Raw genomic sequence first — 25,610 nt, forward strand, 5'->3', positions numbered from 1 at the left:
AAAATGCCGCAAACAATTTTTTTGCTTATTGGTTGAAAAATTTAATGAATAGCTCTCGGATAGAATCGCTGAAAGGCGACATCACCAAGCTGCATGTTGATGCAATTGTGAATGCTGCAAACACCTCTCTTTTAGGTGGCGGAGGGGTGGATGGCGCTATACACCGTGCTGGTGGACAGGCAATTCTAGAGGAATGTATCCGGATAAGAAACCGGCAGGGCGGCTGTGCTGTGGGGGAGGCGGTAATAACAACCGCCGGAAACATGCCCGCCAGGTTTGTAATACATACTGTAGGGCCGGTGTGGAGCAAAAGCAATACAGGAGCGGATGCTTTACTATCCAATGCCTACCGGAATAGTCTGCAATTGGCTACAGAAAATAAGGTGAAAACCATTGCTTTTCCAAACATCAGTACCGGCATTTACAGTTTCCCAAAAGATAAGGCAGCGGAGATCGCAATCCGGACAGTGAAGGATTTCCTTTTATCCGATAAAAAAATCGAAAAAGTAATATTTGTTTGCTTTGATGAGGAGAATTATGGCATCTATCAAAAATTATTGAGTGAAGATGCATATTTATCGTCAGTTAAATAATAGAAATGAACCTTATCAAATTATCTCTCCTAACGGCGGTCTCTATCGGCCTTATTTCTTTTTCCGTTCAGGCTCAAAATGTAAAGCCGAAGTTTAAAAAGTTTCTAATGGTATCTTATACTTCTTACGAAAAAGGGAGTGAAAAATTAATTCGCATTGAAAATATCAGGGAAATTGATAGTGCGGGAGTTTTGCATGCAGTAAATAATCTTTATGAAAAAGATCACGACACCTTGTCTCTTAGTGGTAAAATGCTGGATACTTCTTACCGCGTACCTGACAGGGTAATTCAAAGTTTAAATAAAGTATTTGCAAGAAGTGGGTTCCCCAATTATCCAATAAAATATAAACCGCTTCCTAAAGGGTATGGTTTTTCGGCTCCGTTTACCTTTTTTTTCTATATCGATGAAGCAAAAAACGCACACAGCTTTATTTATGCTACAAGGTTTGATTTTGATGATAATATTAATAATGCACTGGATAATATGTGGTATTTAACCTTTGGTGGACCAATTCAGCCCAATAAAGTGTATAGTGACCACCGATTGGAAGAAACGATACTGAAGCGTCACTCTGAATGTAAAAATTTGCCTAAAATGGAACCTGAAAGTTCGAGAACCCTCTGGATCGTCGACCCGGGTACTAAACATTGAAAAAAATGTTGACAATTATTTAACACGAATCCCTTTTAATTAACCCAGAATCTTTTTACGTTTGAATTTTTTCTTGATGTAGCTTCTCTTTCTTTTTTACCTATAGAGAATGTTACGCGTCGATAGCACCAAACCCTGCCAGATTATTTATGCCGTATGCCGGCATGAGTACCTATCGTATGTGATTGAGCCGCACATTGTTCAGCTTAATCCAAACGGCGAGTTCTCTTTAACCTACCAGCGTCTTTTCTGCACCACTGCTAAAGAATTCAATGAATTTTTAGATGAAACCGATTTTAAACTGGTTCGCTTGCTGGAAGAAATGGAGCAGGGCAACATCATCAAGAAGTTTTATAAGAAGCCGATCCGTCCGTTTGAGTTTTTCGGGAAGATATTTAATGAACAACTTTTTGATACCATCCGACCTAAAATAGAAAAGCGTATGGCCGAAGCTTTGGGTATGCTTCATAACAAAGAGATATACCTGATGAGCAAAGAGGGATATCCTGCCGAACGAAAGCTACAGATTGCCACGGAAGGTGCGTCAGTATTGTTCCATTTCAGGCGCGATGATACGGAAATCAGATATTTCCCTACCATCAAATATCAGGGAATGCGTATCGAGTTCATGTTCAAAAATGCCGAGATCATCTGTAATCATCCGGCATGGATGCTGCTGGATGATACGCTATATTATTTTGATAAAGAAATAGAGGGTAAAAAACTGGTGCCATTCCTGAATAAACGGTACATCGCTATACCACGCTCGTCAGAAGTATCCTATTTTGAAAAGTTTGTGGCTCCGTTGATAGAAAAGCATAATGTTTATGCCGAAGGCTTTACCATCAATACTGAAAAATACGACGCCACTCCAATACTTAAGCCAATTTATGTGGAAGGCGGTACTTCGCAGATGCAGCTGTGTTTCAGGTATGCCGGTTATATTTTCCCTTATGGCGATGGCAGGCATATATCAGTAAGAATGGAGCAAAACGGCGACGATTATATCTTCCACCGAATTAAGCGCTCTGTTACCTGGGAGAAAAATAAATTACAGTTTTTAGAAGAAAAGGGTTTGCATATTGTTTCCTCGTTGTTTCAGAATCTTGAGGTAACCAATGCTGATGAAGAGGCTGACCAGTCGCTGTCCGTTTTCGAGTGGCTCAACAGGTACCATGATGAACTGATGACTGAAGGCTTCGAGATAGAGCAACCCGAAGGGCAAAAACGCTATTTATTCGGCAGCAGCAAGATCGATGTAGAAGTAACCGAAAACAACGACTGGTTTGATATTTACGCCGTGGTTTATTTCGGTCCATACAAAATACCGTTCATCCAGCTCAAAAATCATATCCTTAACCGAAAAAAAGAGTTCACACTGCCAAATGGCGAGATTGCGGTGATTCCTGAAAAATGGTTCTCGCAGTATAGTAACCTGTTGCATTTTTCGGAGGGAAGTGAAGCGTTGAAACTCCGCCGTCATCATATCGGTCTGGTAAATGAGCTTGCCGAGGGTGAATTGGCGGGGGTGAGTATGAGCCGTAAGCTTCAAAAGCTGAGCGAATTCGAGGATGTGGGTGATATCGCTATGCCACATAGTTTTAAAGGCAGTTTAAGACCATACCAGAAGGCTGGTTTCAACTGGTTCCACTTTTTGCAGAATTACCATTTTGGGGGGTGCCTGGCGGATGACATGGGTTTGGGTAAAACCATACAAACACTTGCTTTATTGCAAAAACATAAGGAGGACACCGAAGCGGCAGGCGGTAAGAGTACTTCGCTCATCATTATGCCCACCTCGCTTATCTATAACTGGATGAATGAGGCTAAAAAGTTTACGCCAAAGCTTCGTATCATGGTGCATACGGGCACATTCCGTTATAAATCACCGGAAACATTTGCCAACTATGACGTGGTAATCACCACCTATGGGATAACCCGGATTGATATTGAGCTGTTTAAGACTTACTTTTTTGATTACATCATACTTGACGAAAGTCAAAATATTAAAAACCCTTCATCCAAGTCCTACCAGTCGGTTAAACAATTAAAATCGCGCTTTAAACTGATATTGAGTGGTACGCCGGTGGAGAATTCAGTAAACGATCTTTGGACACAGATGTCATTTATCAATCCGGGTTTGCTGGGCAGCCAGCAGTTCTTTCAGAACGAGTTTGTAACACCGATCGAAAAGAAAAAGGACGAGGACAAGGCGCGCAAATTGCAGGCACTGATAAAGCCGTTCATTTTACGCCGCACCAAAGAGCAGGTAGCAACTGAACTGCCGCCGAAAACAGAGAACCTGTTTTATTGCAAAATGAGCGACGAACAGGCCAGTGTGTACGAAAAGGTAAAATCAGAATACCGCAATGAATTATTGAAGAGCCTGGAAGACGGGACTTTCGCGCAAACGCAGATACAGGTTTTGCAGGGATTGATCAAGCTTAGACAAATAGCCAACCACCCTTCAATGATCGACGAACAATATGAAGGGGATTCTGGAAAGTTTGAGGACGTGGTGCATACTTTGTCCAACGTGTTGGACGGCGGCCACAAGGTATTGGTGTTCTCGCAGTTTGTAAAGCAACTGACTATTTACCGCAACCATTTTGAGCGTGAAGGTATACCTTATGTTTACCTTGACGGCAGCACCCAAAACCGCGGCGACGTGGTACAGCGTTTTCAGGAGGATGAAAAAACAAGAGTGTTCCTGATATCGATTAAGGCAGGTGGTGTTGGGTTAAACTTGACAGAAGCTGACTATGTATTCATCCTCGACCCATGGTGGAACCCTGCCGTAGAGCAGCAGGCGATAGACCGTACGCACCGTATCGGGCAGACCAAGAATGTATTCATCTATAAATTTATCACCAAAGATTCGGTTGAGGAAAAGATACTGGCATTACAGAATCGCAAGCTAAAAGTAGCCCGCTCGCTGATAACCACCGAAGAAAGCTTTATCAAATCGCTTTCTCCGGAAGATATCAGGGAGATATTGGGGTAATTGCTAAATTGTAATTAACTGTCATGGAAGGCAGGCCATAATTTAACTAAAGACCAGGAGATGGTTCCTATTATGGCTATATAAAATATTATTTTACCGTGCAATCTGTCTTGTTCAGTGTAGGAGTATACTTTTTCGCCGTCGGGTAAAGTTTTCTCGTGCGACTTTAAATGCCATCCTATAAAGAGACCTAAAACGCCGCCCATTAATGGACATATGTATCCTATAATAATCCAGGTTGATTGCCTTGATTCGGGAACCTTCAGTTCTTCAATCCTTTTCTCGTTGATAACAGCTATATCGGCATCACTCTCAAGATACTGAATTAAACAGAACCTTTTTCATGAATCCTAAACATGTATTAAGCATCCACAACTCCTGGCAATACAGCCGGATCTACTTTATCGTGTGCATTTACCTGCCCATCGGCAATAAGCTTCAATACATGCTCACATTTTTTTACCAATGAATATACATCGTTGCAAAGGTCTATATAGGTATGCAGGTCCTGCTGGCCGTAACCTTTTTTGCCTTTTAATTGCTTTTGATTGATGAGTTTTCTTTCGCTGTTGGTCAGGTCTTTTACAAGTTTATTATAATATTGTTGGTACGTCATTTCAATTGATATTCCTGTTTTTCTCGATGATTTAAGAGCACTGACAGGGGCATCAATGTCCAATTGGCTGTTTATAAACGTAAGCTGAAAGAACTGCTAACTGCAGTAATTAAAACAGAATAAATCAGATCTGTATCGATCGGTACCTGAGAAAGGCGTATTGATAATCCGGTATGCGTTGGTTGGAATGGGGAAAGAGCTTCTTTTTAATTACAAGTAAACCCGGTGTAAACAGCAATACTACAAAGAATAAAGCTGCTTTTTGATTGATTTCATTATACTGGGTTTGGTTTTGATTAAATGTAGTACTTGCAGCTTTCTGCAAACGAAAAAAACTCTTTACGTTTCTTTTTGCTATAAGACTATAATGGGTGCTGCTCGTAATATTTCTGGTATATCGCTCTACAAAAAAAAGATTAGTGAGGCTTACAAAGACATAAGCAGCAAGCAATAATATTATTTTCAGTTTTGCCGGTCTATATTTTTCACTTAGCCTCATTAGTATACCTGTGGAATAACTCAAAGTTAAAAACTTCGCTGGCAAAATTACCCAAAAACAATTTTTAAAGTCAAGAGAAAAATTGAAAAAAGACTGCTGGTGTAATTGTTTCTTGTTGATTTTCAATAATTTATTTTTGAGGGGCAACCCCGGCAAAAAGGCACGTCGTATTTAAACTAAACTTTAAACAAATTACCCTTAATATTGTATAACCAATACTCAAAAACGCGACAATCGCCATGAAAAAGCTATCCCTGTTTATTCTGATGACCTTTAGCGGTGCTTTTGCCTTTAGTCAAAGCAAAATGGCCTGCTGTAAAGAATCGGCCACACAAAAATTTGCCATGCTGGCCTCCGATAAAAAATTTGTGATGTCACATGCCAACCCACGGCCGTATCATTTTCAAAACACTATTGGTAAAGCCATAACCTATAAAGTTGCTGATGGAAAGGATGCTAATGCCTTTGAAATAAAAGCAAAAAAACCAACCAACAACTGGCTATTTGTAATCCACGAATGGTGGGGACTGAATGATTTTGTAAAACATGAATCGGAAAAACTCTACAACGACCTGGGCGATGTAAATGTACTGGACCTGGACTTATACGACGGTAAGGTTGCTACTACCCGTGAAGATGCCGGAAAATTTATGCAGGCTGTAAAAGAAGACCGCGCACAGGCTATTATAAAAGGTGCTGTGGCCTATGTAGGGCCGAACGCTCGTATCGCTACCATAGGCTGGTGCTTTGGTGGAGGCTGGAGCCTGCAGGCCAGTATGTTAGCAGGTAAGCAAGACGTAGCGTGTGTAATGTATTATGGTATGCCTGAGCAGGATGTGAATAAATTGAAAACCCTGCACGCTGATGTGCTAGGCAATTTCGCTAATAAAGACGGTTGGATAAATCCTAAAGTAGTGGCTCAATTCGAAGCAAATATGAAGACTGCCGGCAAAAAGATCGAAGTACACCAATACGACGCCGACCACGGTTTTGCAAATCCAAGCAACCCGATTTATGATAGTGCGGCTACTAAAGACGCTTACGAACATACCCTTGCATTTTTGAAACCACGTTTGAAATAGGTTTTGGCAAATAGTTTATGGATCATAGTTCATAGCCATTGGCGGGTAAGATTTCTCCGCGGCAATGAACTATGAACCATCTGCAATGAACTTTTCGTAACATTGCACAAAAATTTACCTGTTGACATCTTCGGCCAAGAAAATATTTTCGTACCTGCTCAAAGCGGTGATCCTGGTTTTGGCAGGTCTTTTTATTTATCACCGGGTAAATAACAATACCAACCTCCGGCAGTTCGAAACCCTGATTTCTCATATAAGCAATAACCAGGTCATCAATACCATGACATTTGTCGTGCTGCTGATGGTTGTTAATTGGGTGCTGGAATCATTTAAATGGCAATACCTTGCCCGCACGTTGGTAAACATATCCATCTGGGAAGCCATTGAAGCTGTTTTTTGCGGACTAACCTGGGCCATATTCACACCCAATCGGATTGGTGAATATGGGGGTCGGGTAATGTTCCTTCCCAATAGAAAACGTATACATGGCGTTTTTGCTATGGCTGTGGGCTCATTCGGGCAGAACGTGATTACTAACATCACAGGATTAATCGCTTCGCTGTGGTTTATCTATTATTTCCTGAACATCAATACCTGGTTTTACATCGGGATTGCCGTTTTAACCATTGCGTTCCTGATCCTGCTTAATATTTTTTACTTCAATATAAAATGGCTGGTAGGACTTTTAGACCGGATACGATTCCTCGAAAAATACCGTCGCTTTTTTGATATCATGGGGCGGTACTCGCACCGGGAATTATTAATCGTAATTGGCTACAGCCTTGCACGCTTTTTTGTGTTCTCGTTTCAATATTACCTGGTTATCCATTTGTTGCTACCCGAGTTACCATTTTTTCAAATGATGATGACGGTTATCGTCTTCATTTTCATTCAATCGGCCATGCCTTCGCTCGATCTGCTCGATATCGGTGTACGCAGTTTTACCGCGGCGCATTTATTTTCATATATTACTAACCAGCAATTAGCTATAATTGCAGCAGTATCGTCGATATGGCTGGTAAACCTGATCATTCCGGCTGTTTTAGGTTCAGTATTTGTTTTAAAATTGAGGTTTTTTGATCGCACTGCTTAGTTACATATGCTTACTGCTTACCGGTCTGTACCTTTTCGTGCTGACATACCTTATTGTAGGGTGGGCGAGGCTGAAACGACCCGTCCTAAATAGCGCAGTTCCCTCAACTAAAGTAACGGTGATGATCGCCGCACGCAATGAAGAAGAAAGAATACGCTACACCATTGATGACCTGCTGGCGCAGGATTACCCAAAGCATTTAATAGAGATCATAATGGTGGACGATCACTCCGCTGACAGAACTGCGCAAATCATCCGCGGCTATGAAAACAAAGGCATCAAATTGCTTCAACTGAATGAAGATAAGCCACTCAATTCCTACAAAAAGAAAGCGATAGCAAAGGCGATCGATCTTTCCACCGGTACACTGATGGTAGCAACCGATGCTGATTGTCGCATGGGGCCAAAATGGCTGTCGACTATCGTCAATTATTATGAAACAAATAACCCGGCAATGATCTCATCGCCGGTTGCCTACTTTGAAGAGCGGAGTTTGTTTGAGTATATGCAGACGCTCGAGTTTTCGTATCTTATCGGTATAGGCGCCTCCTTCATTGGCAATGGCAGGGCATCCACCTGTAACGGTGCTAACCTGGCTTACCGCAAGGATGTTTTTTATGAAGTAGGCGGATTTAAAGGCATAGATGACCTGGCTTCAGGCGACGATGAATTATTGCTGCAAAAGGTAGCCGTGCAATATCCGGGCCAGATCGGATTTTTGAAGTCAAGAGAAGCTATTGTTTATACCCATGCCAAGCATACGTTGAAAGAATTCTTACAGCAACGCAGGCGCTGGGCATCCAAATCAACCAAATACAAAGACAAGAAGATAGTAGCACTGGCTGTAGGCATCTGGTTATTTAATGTCTCATTGTTAGTGAATCTGGCATTGGGTTTTTACAATGTTCATTTCTTTAAATTGGCAGCTATACAGTTTCTGCTGAAGTATATAATCGAAGTGATCTTTTTATTGCCTATCACTGTATTCCTCAAGCGCTCAAAATTAATCGGCCTGTTGATATTCCTTACCATTATCCATGTACTATATATGGTTTATATCGGCATCGCCGGAAATGGCCGCAGCTATGTATGGAAAGACCGGGTGGTGCGATAAAAACTTTGTTTTTGAGCATAAATAAGCGATATTTAGCCAACTGATCTATTTCGAAAAGCATTGGCAGAACTAACTCCATCCCAGCGCACCTGGAAGACATTCAAGCAAAATAAAATTGCTGTCGCTGGATTAGTGTTTATCATCCTTTGTATAGCGATCGCTTTTCTGGGCTACCTGATCATGCCAGATTCTACACCCCGTGCCAATAATATGACCATACAATTGAGCATCAAAAAACCTGGAGCAACTTTTACGATGCTGCGCATTCGCAAAAGCGAGCCGGTTGATACCGTAAATGCCTTTGTTAAAATGTTGTTTGGTCAACAGGCCTTTTATAAAGATGTGCCTATCCAGAGCTATCATTTTGCACAAGATTCCATTTATGTAGATGAATATATTGGTGATGAAGATAAACCTGAAAAAAAAGCCTATAGCATAGTTGAGGTGATCACCGGAAAAAAAACGTCCGACCTGGTAAAATTCCACTCCGAATTTGGTCCGGTACTGGTAAACGCAAAGCAACTGGAAGATAAGCTCGTTTCAGAACAGATTGTCAAACGTACATTCTGGCTTGGGACCGACACCTATGGGCGCGATTTGCTAAGCCGTTTGATATTAGGAGCCCGGGTATCACTGGCAGTAGGTTTTATGTCTGTGATCATTAGTTTGCTTTTAGGCATAACAATTGGAGCAGTTGCGGGTTATTTTGGGGGATGGGTGGATGCTTGTCTCAGTTGGCTGATGAATATTTTGTGGGCATTGCCGGCTTTGCTGTTGGTTATTGCCATTTCCTTTGCTTTGGGTAAGGGTTTATGGGAGGTGTTCATCGCCGTCGGTTTATCCATGTGGGTTGAAGTTGGTCGTCTGGTGCGCGGACAGGTATTGAGTTTAAAACAGGTGGAGTTTATCGAAGCTGCACGTTCATTGGGTTTTAATAATGCGCGCATCATTCGCAGACATATTTTGCCCAATATCATTGGTCCGATTTTGGTGCTTGCCTCATCAAATTTTGCATCTGCAATTTTGCTGGAGGCTGGTCTAAGTTTTCTTGGCTTTGGTGCGCAACCGCCAACGCCAACATGGGGAAGTATGATAAAAGAACATTATGGTTATATTATTATGAATTCTGCTTATCTTGCCGTATTGCCGGGTTTAGCCATCATGCTGATGGTTTACGCCTTTAATTTGGTGACGGTTGGTTTGCGGGACGCATTTGACATAAAATCACAAAGTACACGGATTTAAGAAAATTTATTTATTATTTTGGTCAGTCTCTAAACCATAGATGCAAAGTATCGAGGAAATTTCTGGCGAGGATGAGTTAATCCGGTTGCTTCTTAAAAGGCAGTCTGAACTAAACTCATTGCTTGAGGTTACCAGGGCTATCAACAAAAACATTTCGACACCTGTTCTGATCCAGATGCTCGAAGTAATTATGCAGAATTATCTGCAGGTGGGAAGGCTACGCTTTTTGATTGAGCATGAAGGTAGCTTTATCTGCATATCGAGTTATGGTGGCGGTGAGACAGAGAGCACCAAGTCGTTGCACAATGCGTGTAAGAAATTGAAGACCAAAGTTGCCGCGCCGCTAACACAGCAAACCGACTCTCTGCTAAAAAACTACGACTATTTTATCCCCTTCTTTCATAAAAGCAAACCTTTAGCCTATGCATTGATCGGTGAATTTAATACGACCGACGAGATGCTGAACAATGATCTGAATTTCATCCAGACGCTGATCAACGTTATTGTGGTGGCATTGGAAAACAAAAAACTGTTCCGTGAGCGGATGGAGTCGGAGCGTTTTAAACGTGAAATGGAGCTGGCCCAGGAAGTGCAAAATATGCTGATCCCGCTGAGATTTCATAAGGACTCATCAGTGGAGATCGGAGCTAAGTACTTCCCACATCAAAATATTGGAGGTGATTATTTTGATTTCATCCGCATTAACGAGCATGAGTTTATGTGGTGCATCGCCGACGTTTCCGGCAAGGGAATATCTGCCGCGCTGCTGATGGCCAATTTCCAGGCAAGCCTACGCGCGTGGGCAGTAGTTGAAGACGACCTGACGAACATTGTTGAACGTCTCAACCAAATCATGCTAAGAAATACAAAAGGCGAAAGGTTTATTACCTTGTTTCTGGCGAAATACAACGCGAGAACGCGCAAATTGAATTTCATTAACGCGGGGCATAACCCTTCAATTTTATTCAGCGACGGCGAAGCAATCCCGCTTAAGCTGGGGACAACAATGATTGGTGCTTTTGATGAGCTGCCATTTTTGAACCAGGGCGAGGTTGATATCGAACCAGGCACCCTGATATTCAATTATACCGACGGCTTGATGGACTATGATGTGCCCACACAAAAAACCTGGGATGAAGACAAGCTGATCGACTTTGTGGTAAGCAACGGCAATCTTTCCCCTGATAAGTTTAATCAAACTTTACTCGATCACCTTAACCTCATTGTTAAGGGTAAACCCATAGATGATATTACTCTACTTACGATCAGGATCTTTTAGTTGATTGATTTGAATGGTTGATTATGTTAAAAATGTAATTGATTCAGGATGAATAACTTAATCGACCAAATCCAACTCAATCAACTACTTAACTCCAGCAATTTCTATCTTTGAAAAATGTTATCAGGCAGGTATCAGCATGAATTTATTGAGGCGGGGTGCGATGAAGCTGGCCGCGGTTGTCTTGCCGGACCAGTCTTTGCTGCAGCCGTTATATTGCCGGATGGCTTTGATCACCCGCTGTTAAATGATTCCAAACAACTCTCCGAAGATATCAGGTACCAGCTCCGTGAAGAGATAGAACAAACAGCAATTGCTTTTGCTGTTGCTTCGGTTGACAATATTGAAATAGATCAGATCAATATCTTAAACGCCTCCTTCCTGGCTATGCACCGGGCGATTGAAAGACTTTCAGTTGTTCCGCAGTTTTTAATTATTGACGGCAATCGTTTTAATAAGTACAAAAAAATTCCTCATCAATGTATAGTTGAAGGCGACGCCAAATACCTTAGCATAGCCGCCGCATCCGTCCTGGCAAAGACTTATAGGGACGATTTCATGAAGCAGATAGCTTTGGAGCATCCAGAGTACGACTGGCACAGCAACAAAGGTTATCCGACCATAAAGCATCGCCAGACAGTTTTAAAAATGGGTTTTACGCCCTATCATCGCCGCACATTTCGTGTAAGTGACCCTCAGCTAAGTATTTTCTAAAAGATGCTTTGATTAGGCTTTAAGGGTGTTTACTTTTGTTGAAACCACTTATTCCAGTTGAAGATCCTCATTTTAACACACCGAGTGCCATTCCCGCGAAATGGGGGTTACCCTATTGTGGTGTGCAATACCGTTCTCGGCTTGGTTAATCTCGGTCATGAAGTATCGCTGGTATCGTTAAATACCAAAAAGCATATTCATGAAAGCGAGGAGCGGGACGAATTGCTGGATAAAATAAACTACCGGGCTTACGACATTGATACCAGTGTATCGTTCTTTGATGGCGTGTTGGATATTTTCAGTAAGAGCACCTACAATATCGATAAGTATTATGACGAGGAATTCGATAAGCTGCTGATACGAACGATAAGAAATACCAATTTTGATATCATCCAGTTCGAAGGATTGTTTGTTGCGCCTTATGTGGATTCGGTCAGGAAAAACTGTTCTTCAAAATTGGTTTACAGGGCCCATAATATTGAGCATCATACATGGGAAACCCTGGCCTTACAAAGAACGGACCCATTTAAGAAATTCTATTTAAGGCTGATGGCGCGCCGTATAAAACGATACGAATTACAGCAGATCAATAAATTTAATGCTATAACCGTTTTTACCGAGCAGGACAGGAATACCATCATGCACTACGGGGCCACAATACCGGTGGAAGTAGTACCTCTTGGTGTTGATCTGGATCATTACAAGCCTGATTTTTCAAAAACCGAGTTCCCCAGCTTGTTTTTTTTGGGTTCACTTGACTGGATGCCCAATCGTGAAGGTATCGAATGGTTCCTGAAGACATTTCATAATGATTTTGTAAATGACGAATTGCGCGTGCGGTTTTATGTGGCGGGTAATGACATCCCTGAAGAGTTTGATGATTATGACATATTAGGGAAGGTATTTATACAGGGTGAAGTGGACGACGGACTGGAGTTTGTCAATAGCAAATCCATCATGCTCGTTCCGTTGCTGTCGGGCGGTGGTGTGCGTGTGAAAATTGTAGAGGGGATGGCGATGCAAAAATGTATTATCTCTACCTCGCTTGGCGCCGAAGGGATCAATTACAAAAATGGCGTGAATATCCTGATCGCGAACACCCGCGATGAGTTTTTGAAAGCCATAAAGCGCTGCGTAGCGGATGAAGATTATATTAAAGCAGTAGGTATAAACGCCCGCAACCTGATAGAACAGCAGCACGATGTAAACAAAGTGACCAAAATACTGGTGAACATTTACCAGTCATTATTAAAAGTTAACGGGCAACTTTAAACTTTACAACTTTCCAACCTTTCAACCCAAATGATTACTTTTGCCGCCAATTAGTTTTTTATGAAGAATACGGCTTTAACCGATAAACACATTCAGTTGGGTGCCAAGATGGTGCCTTTTGCGGGTTATAATATGCCTGTGCAGTACGCGGGGATTAATGTTGAGCATGAAACTGTTCGGAAGGGGGTTGGGGTGTTTGATGTCAGCCACATGGGTGAGTTTATTTTGAAAGGCGAAAAGGCACTCGATTTAATCCAACGCGTGACCAGTAATGATGCCTCAAAATTATATGATGGCAAGGTGCAATACTCTTGCCTGCCGAATGAAGATGGTGGTATTGTGGACGATCTGCTGGTTTACCGTATTGATGAAAAAACTTACATGCTGGTGGTTAATGCCTCTAATATCGAAAAAGATTGGAACTGGATATCGAAGTTCAATACTGAAGGTGTGGAAATGAAAGATATTTCTGACCGCACTTCTTTATTAGCCGTACAGGGACCTAAAGCAGCTGATGCGCTTCAAAGCCTGACCGACATCGATCTGGGGGCGATGGAATACTACACTTTCAAAAAAGGAACTTTTGCGGGTATCGATAATGTGTTGCTTTCGGCAACAGGTTATACCGGAGCGGGTGGATTTGAGATCTATGTAGATAATAAAGACGCTGAAAAACTTTGGAACGCTGTTTTTGAAGCGGGCGCTGCATTCGGCATAAAACCGATCGGTTTGGGCGCTCGTGATACCCTTCGCCTGGAAATGGGTTTTTGTTTGTACGGTAATGATATTGATGACGGCACCTCTCCATTAGAAGCAGGCTTGGGCTGGGTGACTAAATTCAGCAAGGATTTTACCAATTCAACTGCTTTGCAGCAACAAAAGCAGGACGGGACAAAACGTAAGCTGATAGGCTTTGAGATGATCGAGCGCGGCATACCACGTCATGACTATGAGATTGTGGATGCGGACGGGAATTCAATTGGCAAAGTAACTTCGGGTACACAATCGCCTTCGCTGCAAAAAGCTATCGGCATGGGTTATGTAAAGAATGAGTTTGCCAAAGAAGGCACTGAAATTTTCATCAATATCCGTGATAATAAAGTTAAGGCGAAGGTTGTAAAACCACCATTCTATAAATAAGTAGTCATCTGTCATTAGTCTTATCATGGCTAATGACCAGTGACCAATGACGAATCTCCAAATGACTAAAAACCTGCACGTTTGCCTTAGTCCTTCGCTTTTACCATTGTACAAGGTCGACGAATATATTGCCGTTATCATAGATATTTTTCGCGCCACATCATCTATCTGTTATGGCATTGAGAATGGTGCCGAAGCTATTATTCCAGTGGCCGAGGTAGAAGAATGTATAGCTTATCGCGATAAGGAAACCGGCTTTCTGTTGGCCGCCGAACGTAACGGAGAGGTGGTTACTGGCTTTGATTTTGGTAATTCACCGTTCTCTTACACTAAAGAAAAAGTTGGAGGCAAAACCATCGTGCTAACCACTACCAATGGCACACAGGCTTTGCATTTATCCAGGTCAGCAAAAAAAATAGTGGTCGGCTCTTTCCTGAACCTCACTTCACTTTGCCATTGGCTTAAAGCCCAAAACGAAAATATCCTGCTTGTTTGCGCCGGATGGAAAAACAACTTTAACCTCGAAGACACCCTGTTTGCAGGCGCGGTGGTTGATCAATTGAAATCGGGCAATTATAAAACCGATGACCCCGCTATTGCTGCAAACGATCTCTATCAGGATGGTAAAAATAATCTGAATGCCTACCTGGCAAAAACCTCCCATAGTGAACGCCTAAAGAAACTAGGCATTGAAGCAGATATCGCATTTTGCCTCAATGTAGATATCACAACGGCAATTCCTGTTTTACATGGGCAGCGGCTGATAAAATTGCAGTAGTGGCAGCAGCAAACCTCAATACTTAAATTTAACTGCTACCGCCCAACTGCAACGGCTAATGATTAACTCTGCAAAATCGCATTAGCCAGTCTCATCGCTAGGACTTCACTATAAACGTCGTGTTCATTATTTAATTATGTAAAAAAATGTTGAATCAAAATATAAATCTATATTATTGAATTTTTCAAAATAATATTTTATATTGGTATGTAATTTCAATAGTGGCAGCAGCGATTTTTTCTCAGATGCACACACGTTTTCCACCCCGATAGTCTGCTGCCACATTTTTTATTGCTGTACTACCCTGAGCTTTCTTTTGGCCCTCCACCTTTTTATTATCAGATAAACAACCACTGCAACTATCGCTAATGGCCAGATATTGATGATGCCAAAAAACAGGTTCTGCATTAATTCCCATCCACCTTTAAGGGATGCGCTCAACCTATCGCCTATGGTAGTTCCGCTATATTGGGGTGTTTGTTCGCTGTAGAGGTTAACTTCTAATATACTGTAGGCAACCTGTCTGCTCAAATAATTAAGTGTGCCCTGCGTAGAATCGATAGCCGTGCGGATTTCAGTGAGCTTATTTTCGATCTGTAATACATCGCTTATTTTGTCAGATCTTTTCAATAAATCCTGGTAACGTTTCTCAAGAAGCTGCTGATTGACCAAGCTGGTTTTGATATCGATAAACTGCGAAGTAACATCGGCAACCCGGACATTCTTGGAATCGATCTTTGAGGCGTTACCGGAAACAGAGTCCAATAACAGGTCGAAGTTTTTGGCAGGAACACGCAATTTCAAAGTCAAGCTGCGGCGATAGGAATCATTCGTTTCGTTTTCCTCAGATACATAGCCGCTTAGATTTTTCAGTGAGGTTATAATCTTCTTCCGGGTGCCGTACAAGTCGCCGGTTTCGAAGCTGATATCACCTGTTTTGATGATTTTTTTTGAGGTATCCGAGATTGGTTGTTGTGAGCTGCTCGCGACGCCGATTGTGTCTGCAATTTTGTCTGTATTTTCGCTTACAGAACTAGCTTTGGCTCTGTCAAGCGTAGCAATTTTTAACTCTTTTTCAGGATTGGATGCCTGTTTGCATCCTGTAAATATAAATGTGATAAGCACTATTGTTAATACACGTTTCATGACAAGTTTTTTTAATTTTTTCCATTTTATAAATTTTTTTGAAATGGATGCTTCCTTGCCCGAAACGGTATATGCGCCTATTTTAGCTTCTCGTTGTTCCTGTGCCTGTCGATATCGCGGATGCTTTTCTTCAGCAGATTTTTTTCAAGTGCATCTGTCAAGTCAATTCCGGTCTGGTTCGCAAGGCAGATCAGCACAAAAAGCACATCAGCCATCTCGTCGGCAAGATTCACTTCCGTATCCGATTTCTTGAACGATTGCTCACCATATTGCCTTGCCATTATCCGGGCTACTTCGCCCACTTCTTCCATCAAAATGGCGGTATTGGTCAGTTCGTTAAAGTAACGGATGCCGGTTGTTTTTATCCATTCATCTACAAGATGTTGTGCTTCCTTAATTTCCATAATATGATAAAAAAAATTTAGTGATTGTCCTTGTCTTTAGTGTCCATGATGATGGTCACGGGGCCATCATTCAGCAGGCTGGTCTTCATATCAGCGCCAAATATACCTGTGGCTACTTTTTTATTAGTCAGTTCTTCAAGTGCTTTGATCATTTGCTCATACATCGGTATGGCCTTGTCCGGGCGTGCGGCACGCGTAAAGCCGGGACGGTTTCCTTTTTTGGTGGAAGCAAATAGGGTAAATTGCGAGATCAGCAGTATATCGCCGTTGACGTCGGCTAAGGCTTTATTCATCAGGCCATTTTCATCACCAAAAACCCGCATTGAAGCAATTTTTTGCGCCAGCCATTGCAGATCCTCATAGGTATCAGCATCTTCAATACCCAGTAAGACCAAAAAACCCAATTTTATTTCACCAGTGACTTTGCCGTCGATAGTGCAACTGGCTTGGGTAACGCGCTGTAGAACTGCTCTCATTGTATCGGATTATTTATTGAGCAAGATAAAACATAAGACAGAAACTCATCGTAAAAATTAATATGTTTGACTCAATCCTCCAAATGGACGAGAATGTTATATTTACACTTAACCTTATCTAATATGAGATTAAAAATTTACCCCGTTTTATTGTTGATCGCTGTTTGTGCAATCACATCTTGTAAAAAAGGCAATAGCCCAACACCGAAACCAACACCCAAGTCCGACACAGATATATACATTTCAGGCAGCATGGCTACGGCCGGCGGACAAAGTGTGGCCACCTATTGGAAAAATGGCGTAGCAGTTAAACTTTCCGATAGTTCTTTAAATTCGTTAGCCAGGTCGATAGCAGTAAGACCAAACGGCGACATTTATGTTGTAGGTAACCTAGGGGAGCCGTCTCCGATTGAACAGGTAGCAACTTATTGGAAAAATGGCGTAGTTACAAGGCTGGATAATAGCCAAAATGAATCAGACGCCTTTGGTATTGCCTTTGTAGGGAATGATATTTATATCAATGGGATCACTACCGATAATGTAGTAATGCCATCAGCTACTTACTGGAAAAATAATGTTGAAACACTATTGCCGCTTGGATGGACCGGCTCTGATGCTTATGCTATGGGCACTAATGGCACTGATGTTTTTTTTGCCGGTGATTCAAGGACGTCAAGTACTACTTATCAATATTTCCCTACTAGTTGGAAAAATAACGATTCGCCAACTCTGTTAAGCTCCAATGGCATAGGAGAGGTTTATGGCATTGCGGTAAACGGCAACGATGTTTATATGACAGGTTTCACTCAACAAAGCGGAAAACCAGCAATTGGCACCTACTGGAAAAATGGCACCCCTACTTTGTTAGCGGAGGGTTTATCAACTTATGCCATAACAGTAAACGGTAACGATGTTTACATAACAGGGACTGCACTTTTTAATGGAAAGACGGTGCCTGCTTATTGGAAAAATAACAGCCTGGTCCCACTTGGTGACGGAGCTGTAACCAGCTATGCATATGCAGTTACCGTGGTCGGATCAAATGTCTATGTGGCGGGTATCACTCACGATAAAAATGGTAAAATTAATGCTTGTTACTGGAAAAATGGCGTGTTAAATGTGCTGCCTCAGGGCGTTGCGGGTAAATCGAGCGCATATGGTATAGCTGTAGTACCACATTAATTTACGCCCTAGTATCATTCCCATTATAAATGCTTAAATAGCTTTCATAGCGGGATAGTTCGATTTCACCTTCCTCAACAGCTTTGATCACGGCGCAACCGGGCTCATTAATATGGCGGCAGCTGTTGAAGCGGCATTGGTTTAATAAGGCACGCATCTCAGGGAAGAAATGGCTTAGTTCATTTTTTTCTATGTCGATCACACCAAGTTCGCGGATGCCGGGCGTGTCGATGATATACCCGCCTTGCGGTAGTTCAAACATTTCGGCAAATGTGGTAGTATGAACGCCTTTATCGTGCCATTCAGATATTTCAGTAGTGCGCAGTTTGAGTTCTGGCACCAGCGCATTGATCAGGCTCGATTTACCTACACCGGAGTGGCCTGAAAAAAGCGTCATTTTACCTTTTATAATCGCAGATACCTGTTCTACATTGGTTCCGTTTAATGCGGATACTTCATAACATGGGTAACCTATATTCTCATAAATCGCCTTATAATCAGCCAATATTTCAAGTCCTTCATCGCTAAAAAGATCAAGTTTATTAAAAACCAGTGAAGCCGGTATGTCATAAGCTTCGGCGGTTACCAGGAAACGGTCGATAAAACCTAACGAAGTACGCGGCGACGCCAAAGTAACCACTAATATGGCCTGATCAAGATTGGCTGCGATGATCTGCGCTTGTTTTGACAGGTTGATTGACTTACGAATGATGTAATTTTTTCGGGGATGGAGCTTGGTGATTACACCGGTTCCCTGTTCTGGCTCCAGTTCAAAATCAACGGTATCACCTACGGCAATCGGATTAGTTGTTGTAATACCCTTGGTGCGGAATATACCTTTGATACGGCAGTCGTATTTTTGTCCGTCATTAGTCAACACCTGGTACCAGCTGCCGGTAGATTTGGTTATGAGTCCGTCCATTGCATGCAAAGGTATCAAATTTAGCAAGGTGCCTGAAATAAAGACTAAAGTGCGCCCAAGCTGACAATTAAATATTTCGTTTGAAATAAAATCATTTTCATTTGGCTTAAAACAAATTGTAATGCCGATGCTTTATATAATAACCATTTGATAGTCGCCCCCCCTCAAATTATTTCTGGCATAAACTATTGCTGTTGGAAAACAATTTTCAATTGCGGATGCAATGTTATAGTCTATTATGAAATCAAAATTTTTACTTCTTTACGGCTTAGTCATAATGCTTGTTGTACAGGCATGTATGAAGGGCGAAAGAATAACGCCTCACCAACCAAAGCCCGTTGATGTGTATGTAGGAGGATTTGCCATTGCGTCAAACGGAAACTTTGTGGCAACCTATTGGAAAAACGGCGTGGCTACAGTTTTTGGTGATAGTACGCTTAATTCGGTAGTCACCTCCATTTTTGTTAGCGGCAGCGACGTGTACACGGCCGGTTTTACCCGTCAGGCACTTGGAAACTCGGTGGCTTGTTTCTGGAAAAACGGTACAATCACCAGGCTGAGTGATAGGAGCGAGAATACCCGAGCGTCCGGCATAGCGGTTAGTGGCACGGATGTATACGTGAGTGGAACCATTGGCACTATTCAATCTACAGCTGTGTATTGGAAAAATGGTGCCCAAATAACGCTGGGAGATAATTCATCGGCGTCGTCGGCTAGTGCTATAGCCGTGAATGGCAATGATGTATATGTGGCGGGTTCTAGTTATAACAATCATGCGAGCTACTGGAAAAACGGGAAAGACTCGGTATTAGCCACCGCTGATATTGGAAATTGTTCGGATATTTTACTGGATGGGAATGATGTATACCTGGCCGGTTTTGTTGGTAGCACAGGTAGCGCAACCTATTGGAAAAATGGTATCCCGGTTACTTTAAGTCAGCCTGGTTCAGCACTCCTGGCAAATGCCATTGCAGTAAATGGCGCGGATATATATGTTTCCGGAGGAGACAATCATGGACCGTACGGGGCTTACTGGAAAAATGGCGTATTAAACAAATTTCCTCTGGGGACTGTGATTAACGATGTCGCCCTAAATGAAAGCGATGTTTATTTAGCCGGCGTGCGAACAAGTGCTACTCCAAGGAAAAACAATGCTGTTTACTGGAAAAACAATACAATGATAACCTTGCCAAAGTATGGCGAAGCAAATAGTATCGCGATTGTTACAAGGTAAATTCTTTTTATTCGAACTATGTGTTTAGTTTTGGGTCAGTACGAAAGTATCGCCTAAGCCTTTCTCATCTACCTATGAATTTCAGTATTGCGCCAGACTGTCGATCAACTGGCTATTTATTACATTCTGCAACTGTCAGATTCAATCAATGAGTTTACCCTTCAGGAATTAAAAGCAATTACTATTTGCATATTCGAAAAATATCTACTTACTTTACAGGCATTAAAGAATATGATAATTAACAGCACCATAATTACAACAACAACTACCACCGGATTGATTTCCGGAGGAAGATAATCTTGTGGTGTAAAACATAAAAAAGAAACAACAGCAAGCCTTCCTCCGAAAAGAGGGAGGCTTTTTACTTTATTACAATGAAGATTTTAAAATTCGGAGGCACTTCAGTCGGTTCTGCGCAAAGCATCAGCACTGTGATCGACATATTGAAAAAAGAATATGAAGTCGGTGAAAAGCCGATAGTGGTTTTATCGGCTATGGGCGGCGTAACCAACCTGCTTTCGGCAATGGCCGAAAAAGCATCGCGTGGCGAAGATTTCACCGCTGAACTTGCTGAACTGGAAACACGTCATTTCGATATGGTCCGTACCTTATTGAGCGTACAGAACCAAAACCCGGCATACACCCGGCTGAAGATTAATTTTAATCACCTGGAAGAGCTATTGCAGGGAGTATCAACCCTCCGTGAACTTACTGCTAAAACCAAGGACCTGATCTTAAGTTATGGCGAACGCTGTTCTACACTGATGATCAGCAAAATAGCAGCACAATATTTTCCTGAAGCTTTGTTTGCAGATGCCTCCGAACTGATTAAAACCGACAGCGATTTCGGCCATGCCAAAGTAAATATGGACCTGACCGAGTTGCTGATTAAAGGCTTCATACAGGAGAACCCGAACAAAATGTTGTTTGTAACCGGCTTCATCGCTTCCAACGAAGCCGGGCAGATTACCACATTAGGCCGCGGCGGCAGCGATTATACTGCAGCCATATTTGGTGCAGCGTTGAATGCTGCCGAAATACAGATCTGGACCGATGTGAACGGTATGATGACTGCCGACCCACGCATGGTTAAGAAAGCTTTTTCATTACCCGAGTTAACTTATACTGAAGCGATGGAGTTATCTTACTTCGGTGCAAAGGTGATCTACCCGCCAACTATGATACCGGCTTTTTTAAAGAAGATCCCGATCGTTATAAAAAACACTTTTCAGGTCGATTTTGAAGGGACAGTAATTCAGCATCATTGCAAAGCATCTTCACTGCCTATCAAAGGTATATCATCTATCAGCGATATCAGTATTATTAACGTTCAGGGCAGCGGCATGGTGGGTAAGTCTGGTTTCAGTGGGCGCTTATTCTCATTATTGGCGCGCGAGCAGATTAATATTATCCTGATTACCCAATCATCATCAGAACATAGTATCACTTTTGCTGTAAATCCACACGATTCTGAAAAGGCAAGACGTGTTATAGAACAGGAATTTGAACTTGAGCTTCTGGCTAATAAGCTCGATCGTCCTGATATCGAACAAAAACTTTCCATCCTGGCAATAGTAGGCGAAAACATGAAACAGACACCGGGCATCTCAGGCAAATTGTTTCATGCACTTGGCCGAAATGGTGTTAATGTGAGGGCTATTGCACAAGGATCATCCGAATACAATATCTCTGTAATTATTTCACAAAGCGACCTGGCAAAGGCGTTGAACGCTGTGCATGATGCCTTTTTTGTACAACTGAATAAAACGCTTCATGCCTTTTGCCTTGGTACAGGAAATATAGGTACAACGTTATTCCGCCAGCTAAATCAGCATAGCGAGTTTTTGCAACAAAATAATGGCATCCAGGTAAAGATTGTGGGGATCAGCAATACCCGCAAAATGGTGTTCAACTCAGATGGTTTTTCACTGGATAACTGGCAGGATGATTTGGAAGAATCACAAGAAAAAGCTGACCTCGGTTCATTTGTTAAGAAAATGAAGGAGATGAACCTGCCGAATTGCGTATTTATTGACAATACGGCCAGCCCGAGCCCTATTGCGTTTTATGAAGAGGTCTTTAAGTCAAACATTTCTGTAGTTACCTGCAATAAGATCGGCAACTCGGCCGCTTATAAACAATACAAGACATTCCGCGACGCTGCCAGACAACACGGTGTCGATTTCTTTTACGAAACCAATGTGGGCGCAGGGTTACCCATCATCCGCACATTAAAAGACCTAATGAGCAGCGGCGACAGGGTGATGCGTATTGAGGCTATTCTTTCAGGAACTATATCCTTCATTTTTAATCATTTTAAGGGCGAAGCGAACTTCCATGATGTGGTGAAACTGGCACAGGAAAAGGGCTATACTGAACCTGATCCGCGTGACGACTTGCGTGGAACGGACTTTATGCGGAAGATACTGATACTGGCCCGTGACGCTGGTTACCCCATGGAGGCTGCCGATGTACAGATTGAAAGTATCCTCCCCAAAAGCTGTATGGAGGCACAAACGGTAGATGATTTTTATGCCGCGCTTAAACAAGAGGACGCCTATTTTACTACACTGAAAGAGCAGGCCGAAAAGGAAAAGAAGGTGCTGCGCTATATAGGCAAGCTGGAGGATGGAAAAGCAGCCATCACATTACAAATGGTTGATGAAAACCATCCTTTCTATATGCTTTCAGGCAGTGATAATATTATTTCGTTTACCACAGACCGTTATAAAGACCGCCCATTAGTTGTTAAAGGGCCGGGTGCAGGTGCCGAAGTTACCGCAGCTGGTGTATTTGCTGACCTAATAAACGTGGGGGCCAATTAATATGAAAGATTCTATAAAAGTTTTTGCCCCGGCAACTGTAGCTAATGTGGTTTGCGGGTTTGATGTATTGGGCTTTGCCGTAAATGAGCCCGGCGACGAAGTAATTATGCGGGTAACCAACAAGCCAGGAATTACGCTCAGTAAAATAACCGGGGATAACGGTCGGCTGCCACTTGATCCGGCTAAAAATACCGTTAGTGTTAGTGTTCAGCATTACTTAAAAAGCATTGACCGGACCGATATTGGCCTGGACATCGAGTTGCATAAAAAAATGCCAATAGGCAGTGGTCTGGGTTCGAGCTCGGCCAGCACCGTTGCAGGTTTATTTGCTGCTAAAACACTATTGGGTGATGAAACCGATGTGGCGAAGTTATTACCCTTTGCCATCAAGGGCGAGGAGATGGCTTGCGGGCATGGCCATGCGGATAATGTAGCACCGGCACTGATGGGCGGGTTCGTGCTCATTCGCAGCTATGAACCATTGGATGTGATCAGGTTGCCGCATCCTAAGGGATTGTATTGCGCTATTGTATTCCCAGATGTAGATGTACCTACCCGTGAGGCCAGGCAGATCATTCGCGATAAGATATATATGAAAGATGCCGTTACCCAATGGGGTAATATTGCCGGATTGGTAAGCGGTTTGTTTATGAATGATATCGACTTAATTGGCCGCAGTATGAAGGATATACTGGTAGAGCCGGTCCGCTCAATGCTGATTCCTGATTTTTACAAAATGAGAGAAATGGCTATGGAAATGGGTGCGGTAAGTTTTGGCATATCCGGCTCCGGTCCTTCAGTATTTGCATTTACAAAAAGTGAAGAAGAAGCAAAACAGATTGCCCAAAAACTGCAAAAGCACCTGGCCGGAGCAGGAATTGGTTCCAATATCTACGTATCAGATATTAATGATCAGGGACCCCGAGTAATAGGTTGAATCTGAAAGGTAAAAGGCCACAGCACAGAAAATGAACAATCGTAATTCGTAAATCTAAAATCGTACATCAATTGAAATTCTATAGTACCAACAATACCTCCCACCAGGTCTCATTCAAAGAGGCTGTTTTTAATAGTATGCCGCAAGACCGGGGTTTATATATGCCTGTTTCAATCCCGAGGCTGGATGATAAGTTTTTAAACAACCTGGATAGCTTTACGCTGCCGGAAATAGCATTTTATGTGGCTAAGAACCTTTTGGGTGATGACATTCCGGACAATGACCTGAAGGCGATTATTACTGATGCTATCAATTTTTTCGCGCCTGTCGTTGGGCTGGAAGAAAGTGTGTATGTACTTGAGCTGTGGCATGGCCCTTCGTTGGCGTTTAAAGATTTTGGTGCACGCTTTATGAGTCGGGTGATGAGCTACTTTCTAAAAGAAGGAGAGAAGCAGCTGGATGTATTGGTGGCAACTTCGGGCGATACAGGGGGGGCGGTTGCGCTTGGCTTTTTAGGTGTTCCGAATACCAGGGTTACCATCCTTTACCCAAAAGGAAAAGTAAGCGGCATACAGGAATTGCAACTAACCACTAATGGACAAAATATCCGTGCCATTGAGGTCGACGGTACTTTTGATGATTGCCAGGCATTGGTTAAACAAGCGTTTACCGATCCTGAACTAAATAAAAAATTCAGGCTTACTTCAGCTAATTCTATCAATATAGCCCGTTTAATACCTCAAACGTTCTACTACTTTAATGCCTATGCTCAATTATTGAAACAAGGTAAGAATAAAGTGGTATTTTCTGTGCCGAGCGGTAATTTCGGGAATATTGGTGCCGGGATTCTGGCCTGGAAAATGGGCTTACCAGTGGAACAATTTATTGCTGCCACTAATGCTAATGACACTGTTCCTGAGTTTTTGAGAACTGGTGTTTATCAGGCTAAACCATCGGTACAAACCATATCTAACGCGATGGATGTGGGTAACCCAAGTAACTGGGTGAGGATTGCTGATATGTTTAAAGCCGACCCGGTTGAACTCACCAAAAAGGTAGTCGGTTTTAGTTATACTGATGAGGAAACATTACAGGCTATCGAAAAGATTTACAGTAGCTACAACTATGTGGTATGCCCGCATACGGCAATAGCATGGCAGGCATTAAAAGACTGGCAGCAGAATCAGCCTACGGGAAAAGCTGCGGGCGTGTTTCTGTCAACGGCACATCCATGTAAATTTCCGGATGTACTACCCGATCACGTTTCAAAAGCTATTGTGATACCAGAAGAAGTGAAGAGGCTGGAAGGTAAAACCAAGCATGCAGCTTCGCTGGGTATTGACTTTGAAGATTTCAAGAAGTATTTACTGGAAAATAACTAACATTATTTTCCAGTAAGCAG

The 25,610-nt window shown here is 42.4% G+C and carries 22 protein-coding genes; 17 read left to right on the forward strand and 5 right to left on the reverse strand.

Going from position 1 to position 25,610, the window contains the following annotated elements:
- The first annotated feature begins 44 nt into the window (after positions 1–44).
- The 3 genes from Q3A68_RS12680 to Q3A68_RS12690 all read left to right on the forward strand — a co-directional run bounded on the left by Q3A68_RS12680 (position 45) and on the right by Q3A68_RS12690 (position 4,250).
- The gene (locus Q3A68_RS12680; RefSeq protein ID WP_302901468.1) at positions 45–593 is read left to right on the forward strand and encodes an O-acetyl-ADP-ribose deacetylase; all 549 of its coding nucleotides are present in this window, start codon (positions 45–47) and stop codon (positions 591–593) included.
- A gap of 5 nt (positions 594–598) precedes the next feature.
- A complete protein-coding gene (locus Q3A68_RS12685) occupies positions 599–1,246 on the forward strand; it encodes a hypothetical protein (RefSeq protein ID WP_302901469.1) in 648 nt (215 codons plus the stop codon).
- A gap of 109 nt (positions 1,247–1,355) precedes the next feature.
- A complete protein-coding gene (locus Q3A68_RS12690) occupies positions 1,356–4,250 on the forward strand; it encodes a DEAD/DEAH box helicase (protein WP_302901470.1) in 2,895 nt (964 codons plus the stop codon).
- A 361-nt stretch (positions 4,251–4,611) separates the two neighbouring features.
- Here the strand turns inward: Q3A68_RS12690 and Q3A68_RS12695 are convergent, their stop codons facing one another.
- Complete coding sequence (locus Q3A68_RS12695; RefSeq protein ID WP_302901471.1) at positions 4,612–4,866, reverse strand: hypothetical protein; 255 nt, start codon at positions 4,864–4,866, stop codon at positions 4,612–4,614.
- Positions 4,867–5,604: 738 nt separating this feature from the next.
- On the opposite strand from Q3A68_RS12695, the gene Q3A68_RS12700 reads away from it, so the two are divergent.
- The 9 genes from Q3A68_RS12700 (at position 5,605) to Q3A68_RS12740 (ending at position 15,082) form a co-directional block, all read left to right on the forward strand.
- Complete coding sequence (locus tag Q3A68_RS12700) at positions 5,605–6,447, forward strand: dienelactone hydrolase family protein (protein ID WP_302901472.1); 843 nt, start codon at positions 5,605–5,607, stop codon at positions 6,445–6,447.
- Between the two features lie 121 nt (positions 6,448–6,568).
- Complete coding sequence (locus tag Q3A68_RS12705) at positions 6,569–7,540, forward strand: lysylphosphatidylglycerol synthase domain-containing protein (RefSeq protein WP_302901473.1); 972 nt, start codon at positions 6,569–6,571, stop codon at positions 7,538–7,540.
- Positions 7,524–8,654 carry a glycosyltransferase family 2 protein gene (locus Q3A68_RS12710; protein WP_302901474.1) on the forward strand — a complete coding sequence of 377 codons (1,131 nt, stop codon included), beginning with the start codon at positions 7,524–7,526 and terminating at the stop codon, positions 8,652–8,654. Before Q3A68_RS12705 ends, Q3A68_RS12710 begins: the two co-directional genes overlap by 17 nt.
- A 60-nt stretch (positions 8,655–8,714) precedes the next feature.
- Positions 8,715–9,899 carry an ABC transporter permease gene (locus Q3A68_RS12715; protein ID WP_302901475.1) on the forward strand — a complete coding sequence of 395 codons (1,185 nt, stop codon included), beginning with the start codon at positions 8,715–8,717 and terminating at the stop codon, positions 9,897–9,899.
- 40 nt (positions 9,900–9,939) lie between these two features.
- Positions 9,940–11,178 carry a PP2C family protein-serine/threonine phosphatase gene (locus Q3A68_RS12720; protein WP_302901476.1) on the forward strand — a complete coding sequence of 413 codons (1,239 nt, stop codon included), beginning with the start codon at positions 9,940–9,942 and terminating at the stop codon, positions 11,176–11,178.
- Positions 11,179–11,295: 117 nt separating this feature from the next.
- Positions 11,296–11,892, forward strand: coding sequence for a ribonuclease HII (gene rnhB, locus Q3A68_RS12725; RefSeq protein WP_302901477.1), 597 nt, complete (start codon positions 11,296–11,298; stop codon positions 11,890–11,892).
- Positions 11,893–11,976: 84 nt separating this feature from the next.
- Positions 11,977–13,164, forward strand: a complete 1,188-nt coding sequence (locus Q3A68_RS12730) for a glycosyltransferase family 4 protein (RefSeq protein ID WP_302901478.1) — start codon at positions 11,977–11,979, stop codon at positions 13,162–13,164.
- Positions 13,165–13,224: 60 nt separating this feature from the next.
- Positions 13,225–14,304, forward strand: a complete 1,080-nt coding sequence (gene gcvT / locus Q3A68_RS12735) for a glycine cleavage system aminomethyltransferase GcvT (RefSeq protein WP_302901479.1) — start codon at positions 13,225–13,227, stop codon at positions 14,302–14,304.
- Positions 14,305–14,350: 46 nt separating this feature from the next.
- Positions 14,351–15,082: a 2-phosphosulfolactate phosphatase gene (locus tag Q3A68_RS12740; RefSeq protein ID WP_302901480.1), complete on the forward strand. Its 732-nt coding sequence runs from the start codon at positions 14,351–14,353 to the stop codon at positions 15,080–15,082.
- Between the two features lie 288 nt (positions 15,083–15,370).
- Here the strand turns inward: Q3A68_RS12740 and Q3A68_RS12745 are convergent, their stop codons facing one another.
- The 3 genes from Q3A68_RS12745 to dtd form a co-directional block, all read right to left on the reverse strand.
- On the reverse strand, positions 15,371–16,228 hold the full coding sequence (locus Q3A68_RS12745; RefSeq protein WP_302901481.1) for a DUF4349 domain-containing protein: 858 nt from the start codon (positions 16,226–16,228) through the stop codon (positions 15,371–15,373).
- 77 nt (positions 16,229–16,305) lie between these two features.
- Positions 16,306–16,632, reverse strand: a complete 327-nt coding sequence (locus tag Q3A68_RS12750; RefSeq protein WP_302901482.1) for a nucleotide pyrophosphohydrolase — start codon at positions 16,630–16,632, stop codon at positions 16,306–16,308.
- A gap of 17 nt (positions 16,633–16,649) precedes the next feature.
- Positions 16,650–17,108: a D-aminoacyl-tRNA deacylase gene (dtd, locus tag Q3A68_RS12755; protein WP_302901483.1), complete on the reverse strand. Its 459-nt coding sequence runs from the start codon at positions 17,106–17,108 to the stop codon at positions 16,650–16,652.
- Positions 17,109–17,231: 123 nt separating this feature from the next.
- Here dtd and Q3A68_RS12760 point away from each other — a divergent pair, with 123 nt between their 5' ends.
- On the forward strand, positions 17,232–18,290 hold the full coding sequence (locus Q3A68_RS12760) for a hypothetical protein (protein WP_302901484.1): 1,059 nt from the start codon (positions 17,232–17,234) through the stop codon (positions 18,288–18,290).
- A 1-nt stretch (position 18,291) separates the two neighbouring features.
- Here Q3A68_RS12760 and rsgA read toward each other — a convergent pair whose 3' ends face one another.
- Positions 18,292–19,212 carry a ribosome small subunit-dependent GTPase A gene (gene rsgA / locus Q3A68_RS12765; RefSeq protein WP_302901485.1) on the reverse strand — a complete coding sequence of 307 codons (921 nt, stop codon included), beginning with the start codon at positions 19,210–19,212 and terminating at the stop codon, positions 18,292–18,294.
- Between the two features lie 238 nt (positions 19,213–19,450).
- On the opposite strand from rsgA, the gene Q3A68_RS12770 reads away from it, so the two are divergent.
- The 4 genes from Q3A68_RS12770 (at position 19,451) to thrC (ending at position 25,590) form a co-directional block, all read left to right on the forward strand.
- On the forward strand, positions 19,451–20,446 hold the full coding sequence (locus Q3A68_RS12770; protein WP_302901486.1) for a hypothetical protein: 996 nt from the start codon (positions 19,451–19,453) through the stop codon (positions 20,444–20,446).
- Between the two features lie 374 nt (positions 20,447–20,820).
- Complete coding sequence (gene thrA, locus Q3A68_RS12775; protein WP_302901487.1) at positions 20,821–23,271, forward strand: bifunctional aspartate kinase/homoserine dehydrogenase I; 2,451 nt, start codon at positions 20,821–20,823, stop codon at positions 23,269–23,271.
- A 1-nt stretch (position 23,272) separates the two neighbouring features.
- On the forward strand, positions 23,273–24,208 hold the full coding sequence (locus Q3A68_RS12780) for a homoserine kinase (protein ID WP_302901488.1): 936 nt from the start codon (positions 23,273–23,275) through the stop codon (positions 24,206–24,208).
- A 71-nt stretch (positions 24,209–24,279) separates the two neighbouring features.
- Positions 24,280–25,590 carry a threonine synthase gene (gene thrC, locus Q3A68_RS12785; RefSeq protein ID WP_302901489.1) on the forward strand — a complete coding sequence of 437 codons (1,311 nt, stop codon included), beginning with the start codon at positions 24,280–24,282 and terminating at the stop codon, positions 25,588–25,590.
- The last annotated feature ends 20 nt before the right edge of the window (positions 25,591–25,610 follow it).

The organism is Mucilaginibacter tolerans, assembly GCF_030519375.1.
Lineage (GTDB): Bacteria > Bacteroidota > Bacteroidia > Sphingobacteriales > Sphingobacteriaceae > Mucilaginibacter.

Excerpts from the sequence above, each read along its gene's own strand:
- Q3A68_RS12745 (WP_302901481.1), bottom strand. The coding sequence starts at position 16,228 with ATGAAACGTGTATTAACAATAGTGCTTATCACATTTATATTTACAGGA.
- Q3A68_RS12750 (WP_302901482.1), bottom strand. The coding sequence starts at position 16,632 with ATGGAAATTAAGGAAGCACAACATCTTGTAGATGAATGGATAAAAACA.
- Q3A68_RS12695 (WP_302901471.1), bottom strand. The coding sequence starts at position 4,866 with ATGACGTACCAACAATATTATAATAAACTTGTAAAAGACCTGACCAAC.
- Q3A68_RS12700 (WP_302901472.1), top strand. The coding sequence starts at position 5,605 with ATGAAAAAGCTATCCCTGTTTATTCTGATGACCTTTAGCGGTGCTTTT.
- Q3A68_RS12690 (WP_302901470.1), top strand. The coding sequence starts at position 1,356 with ATGTTACGCGTCGATAGCACCAAACCCTGCCAGATTATTTATGCCGTA.
- dtd (WP_302901483.1), bottom strand. The coding sequence starts at position 17,108 with ATGAGAGCAGTTCTACAGCGCGTTACCCAAGCCAGTTGCACTATCGAC.
- rnhB (WP_302901477.1), top strand. The coding sequence starts at position 11,296 with ATGTTATCAGGCAGGTATCAGCATGAATTTATTGAGGCGGGGTGCGAT.
- gcvT (WP_302901479.1), top strand. The coding sequence starts at position 13,225 with ATGAAGAATACGGCTTTAACCGATAAACACATTCAGTTGGGTGCCAAG.
- Q3A68_RS12720 (WP_302901476.1), top strand. The coding sequence starts at position 9,940 with ATGCAAAGTATCGAGGAAATTTCTGGCGAGGATGAGTTAATCCGGTTG.
- rsgA (WP_302901485.1), bottom strand. The coding sequence starts at position 19,212 with ATGGACGGACTCATAACCAAATCTACCGGCAGCTGGTACCAGGTGTTG.
- Q3A68_RS12680 (WP_302901468.1), top strand. The coding sequence starts at position 45 with ATGAATAGCTCTCGGATAGAATCGCTGAAAGGCGACATCACCAAGCTG.
- Q3A68_RS12740 (WP_302901480.1), top strand. The coding sequence starts at position 14,351 with ATGACGAATCTCCAAATGACTAAAAACCTGCACGTTTGCCTTAGTCCT.
- Q3A68_RS12685 (WP_302901469.1), top strand. The coding sequence starts at position 599 with ATGAACCTTATCAAATTATCTCTCCTAACGGCGGTCTCTATCGGCCTT.
- Q3A68_RS12770 (WP_302901486.1), top strand. The coding sequence starts at position 19,451 with ATGAAATCAAAATTTTTACTTCTTTACGGCTTAGTCATAATGCTTGTT.
- Q3A68_RS12760 (WP_302901484.1), top strand. The coding sequence starts at position 17,232 with ATGAGATTAAAAATTTACCCCGTTTTATTGTTGATCGCTGTTTGTGCA.
- thrA (WP_302901487.1), top strand. The coding sequence starts at position 20,821 with ATGAAGATTTTAAAATTCGGAGGCACTTCAGTCGGTTCTGCGCAAAGC.
- Q3A68_RS12780 (WP_302901488.1), top strand. The coding sequence starts at position 23,273 with ATGAAAGATTCTATAAAAGTTTTTGCCCCGGCAACTGTAGCTAATGTG.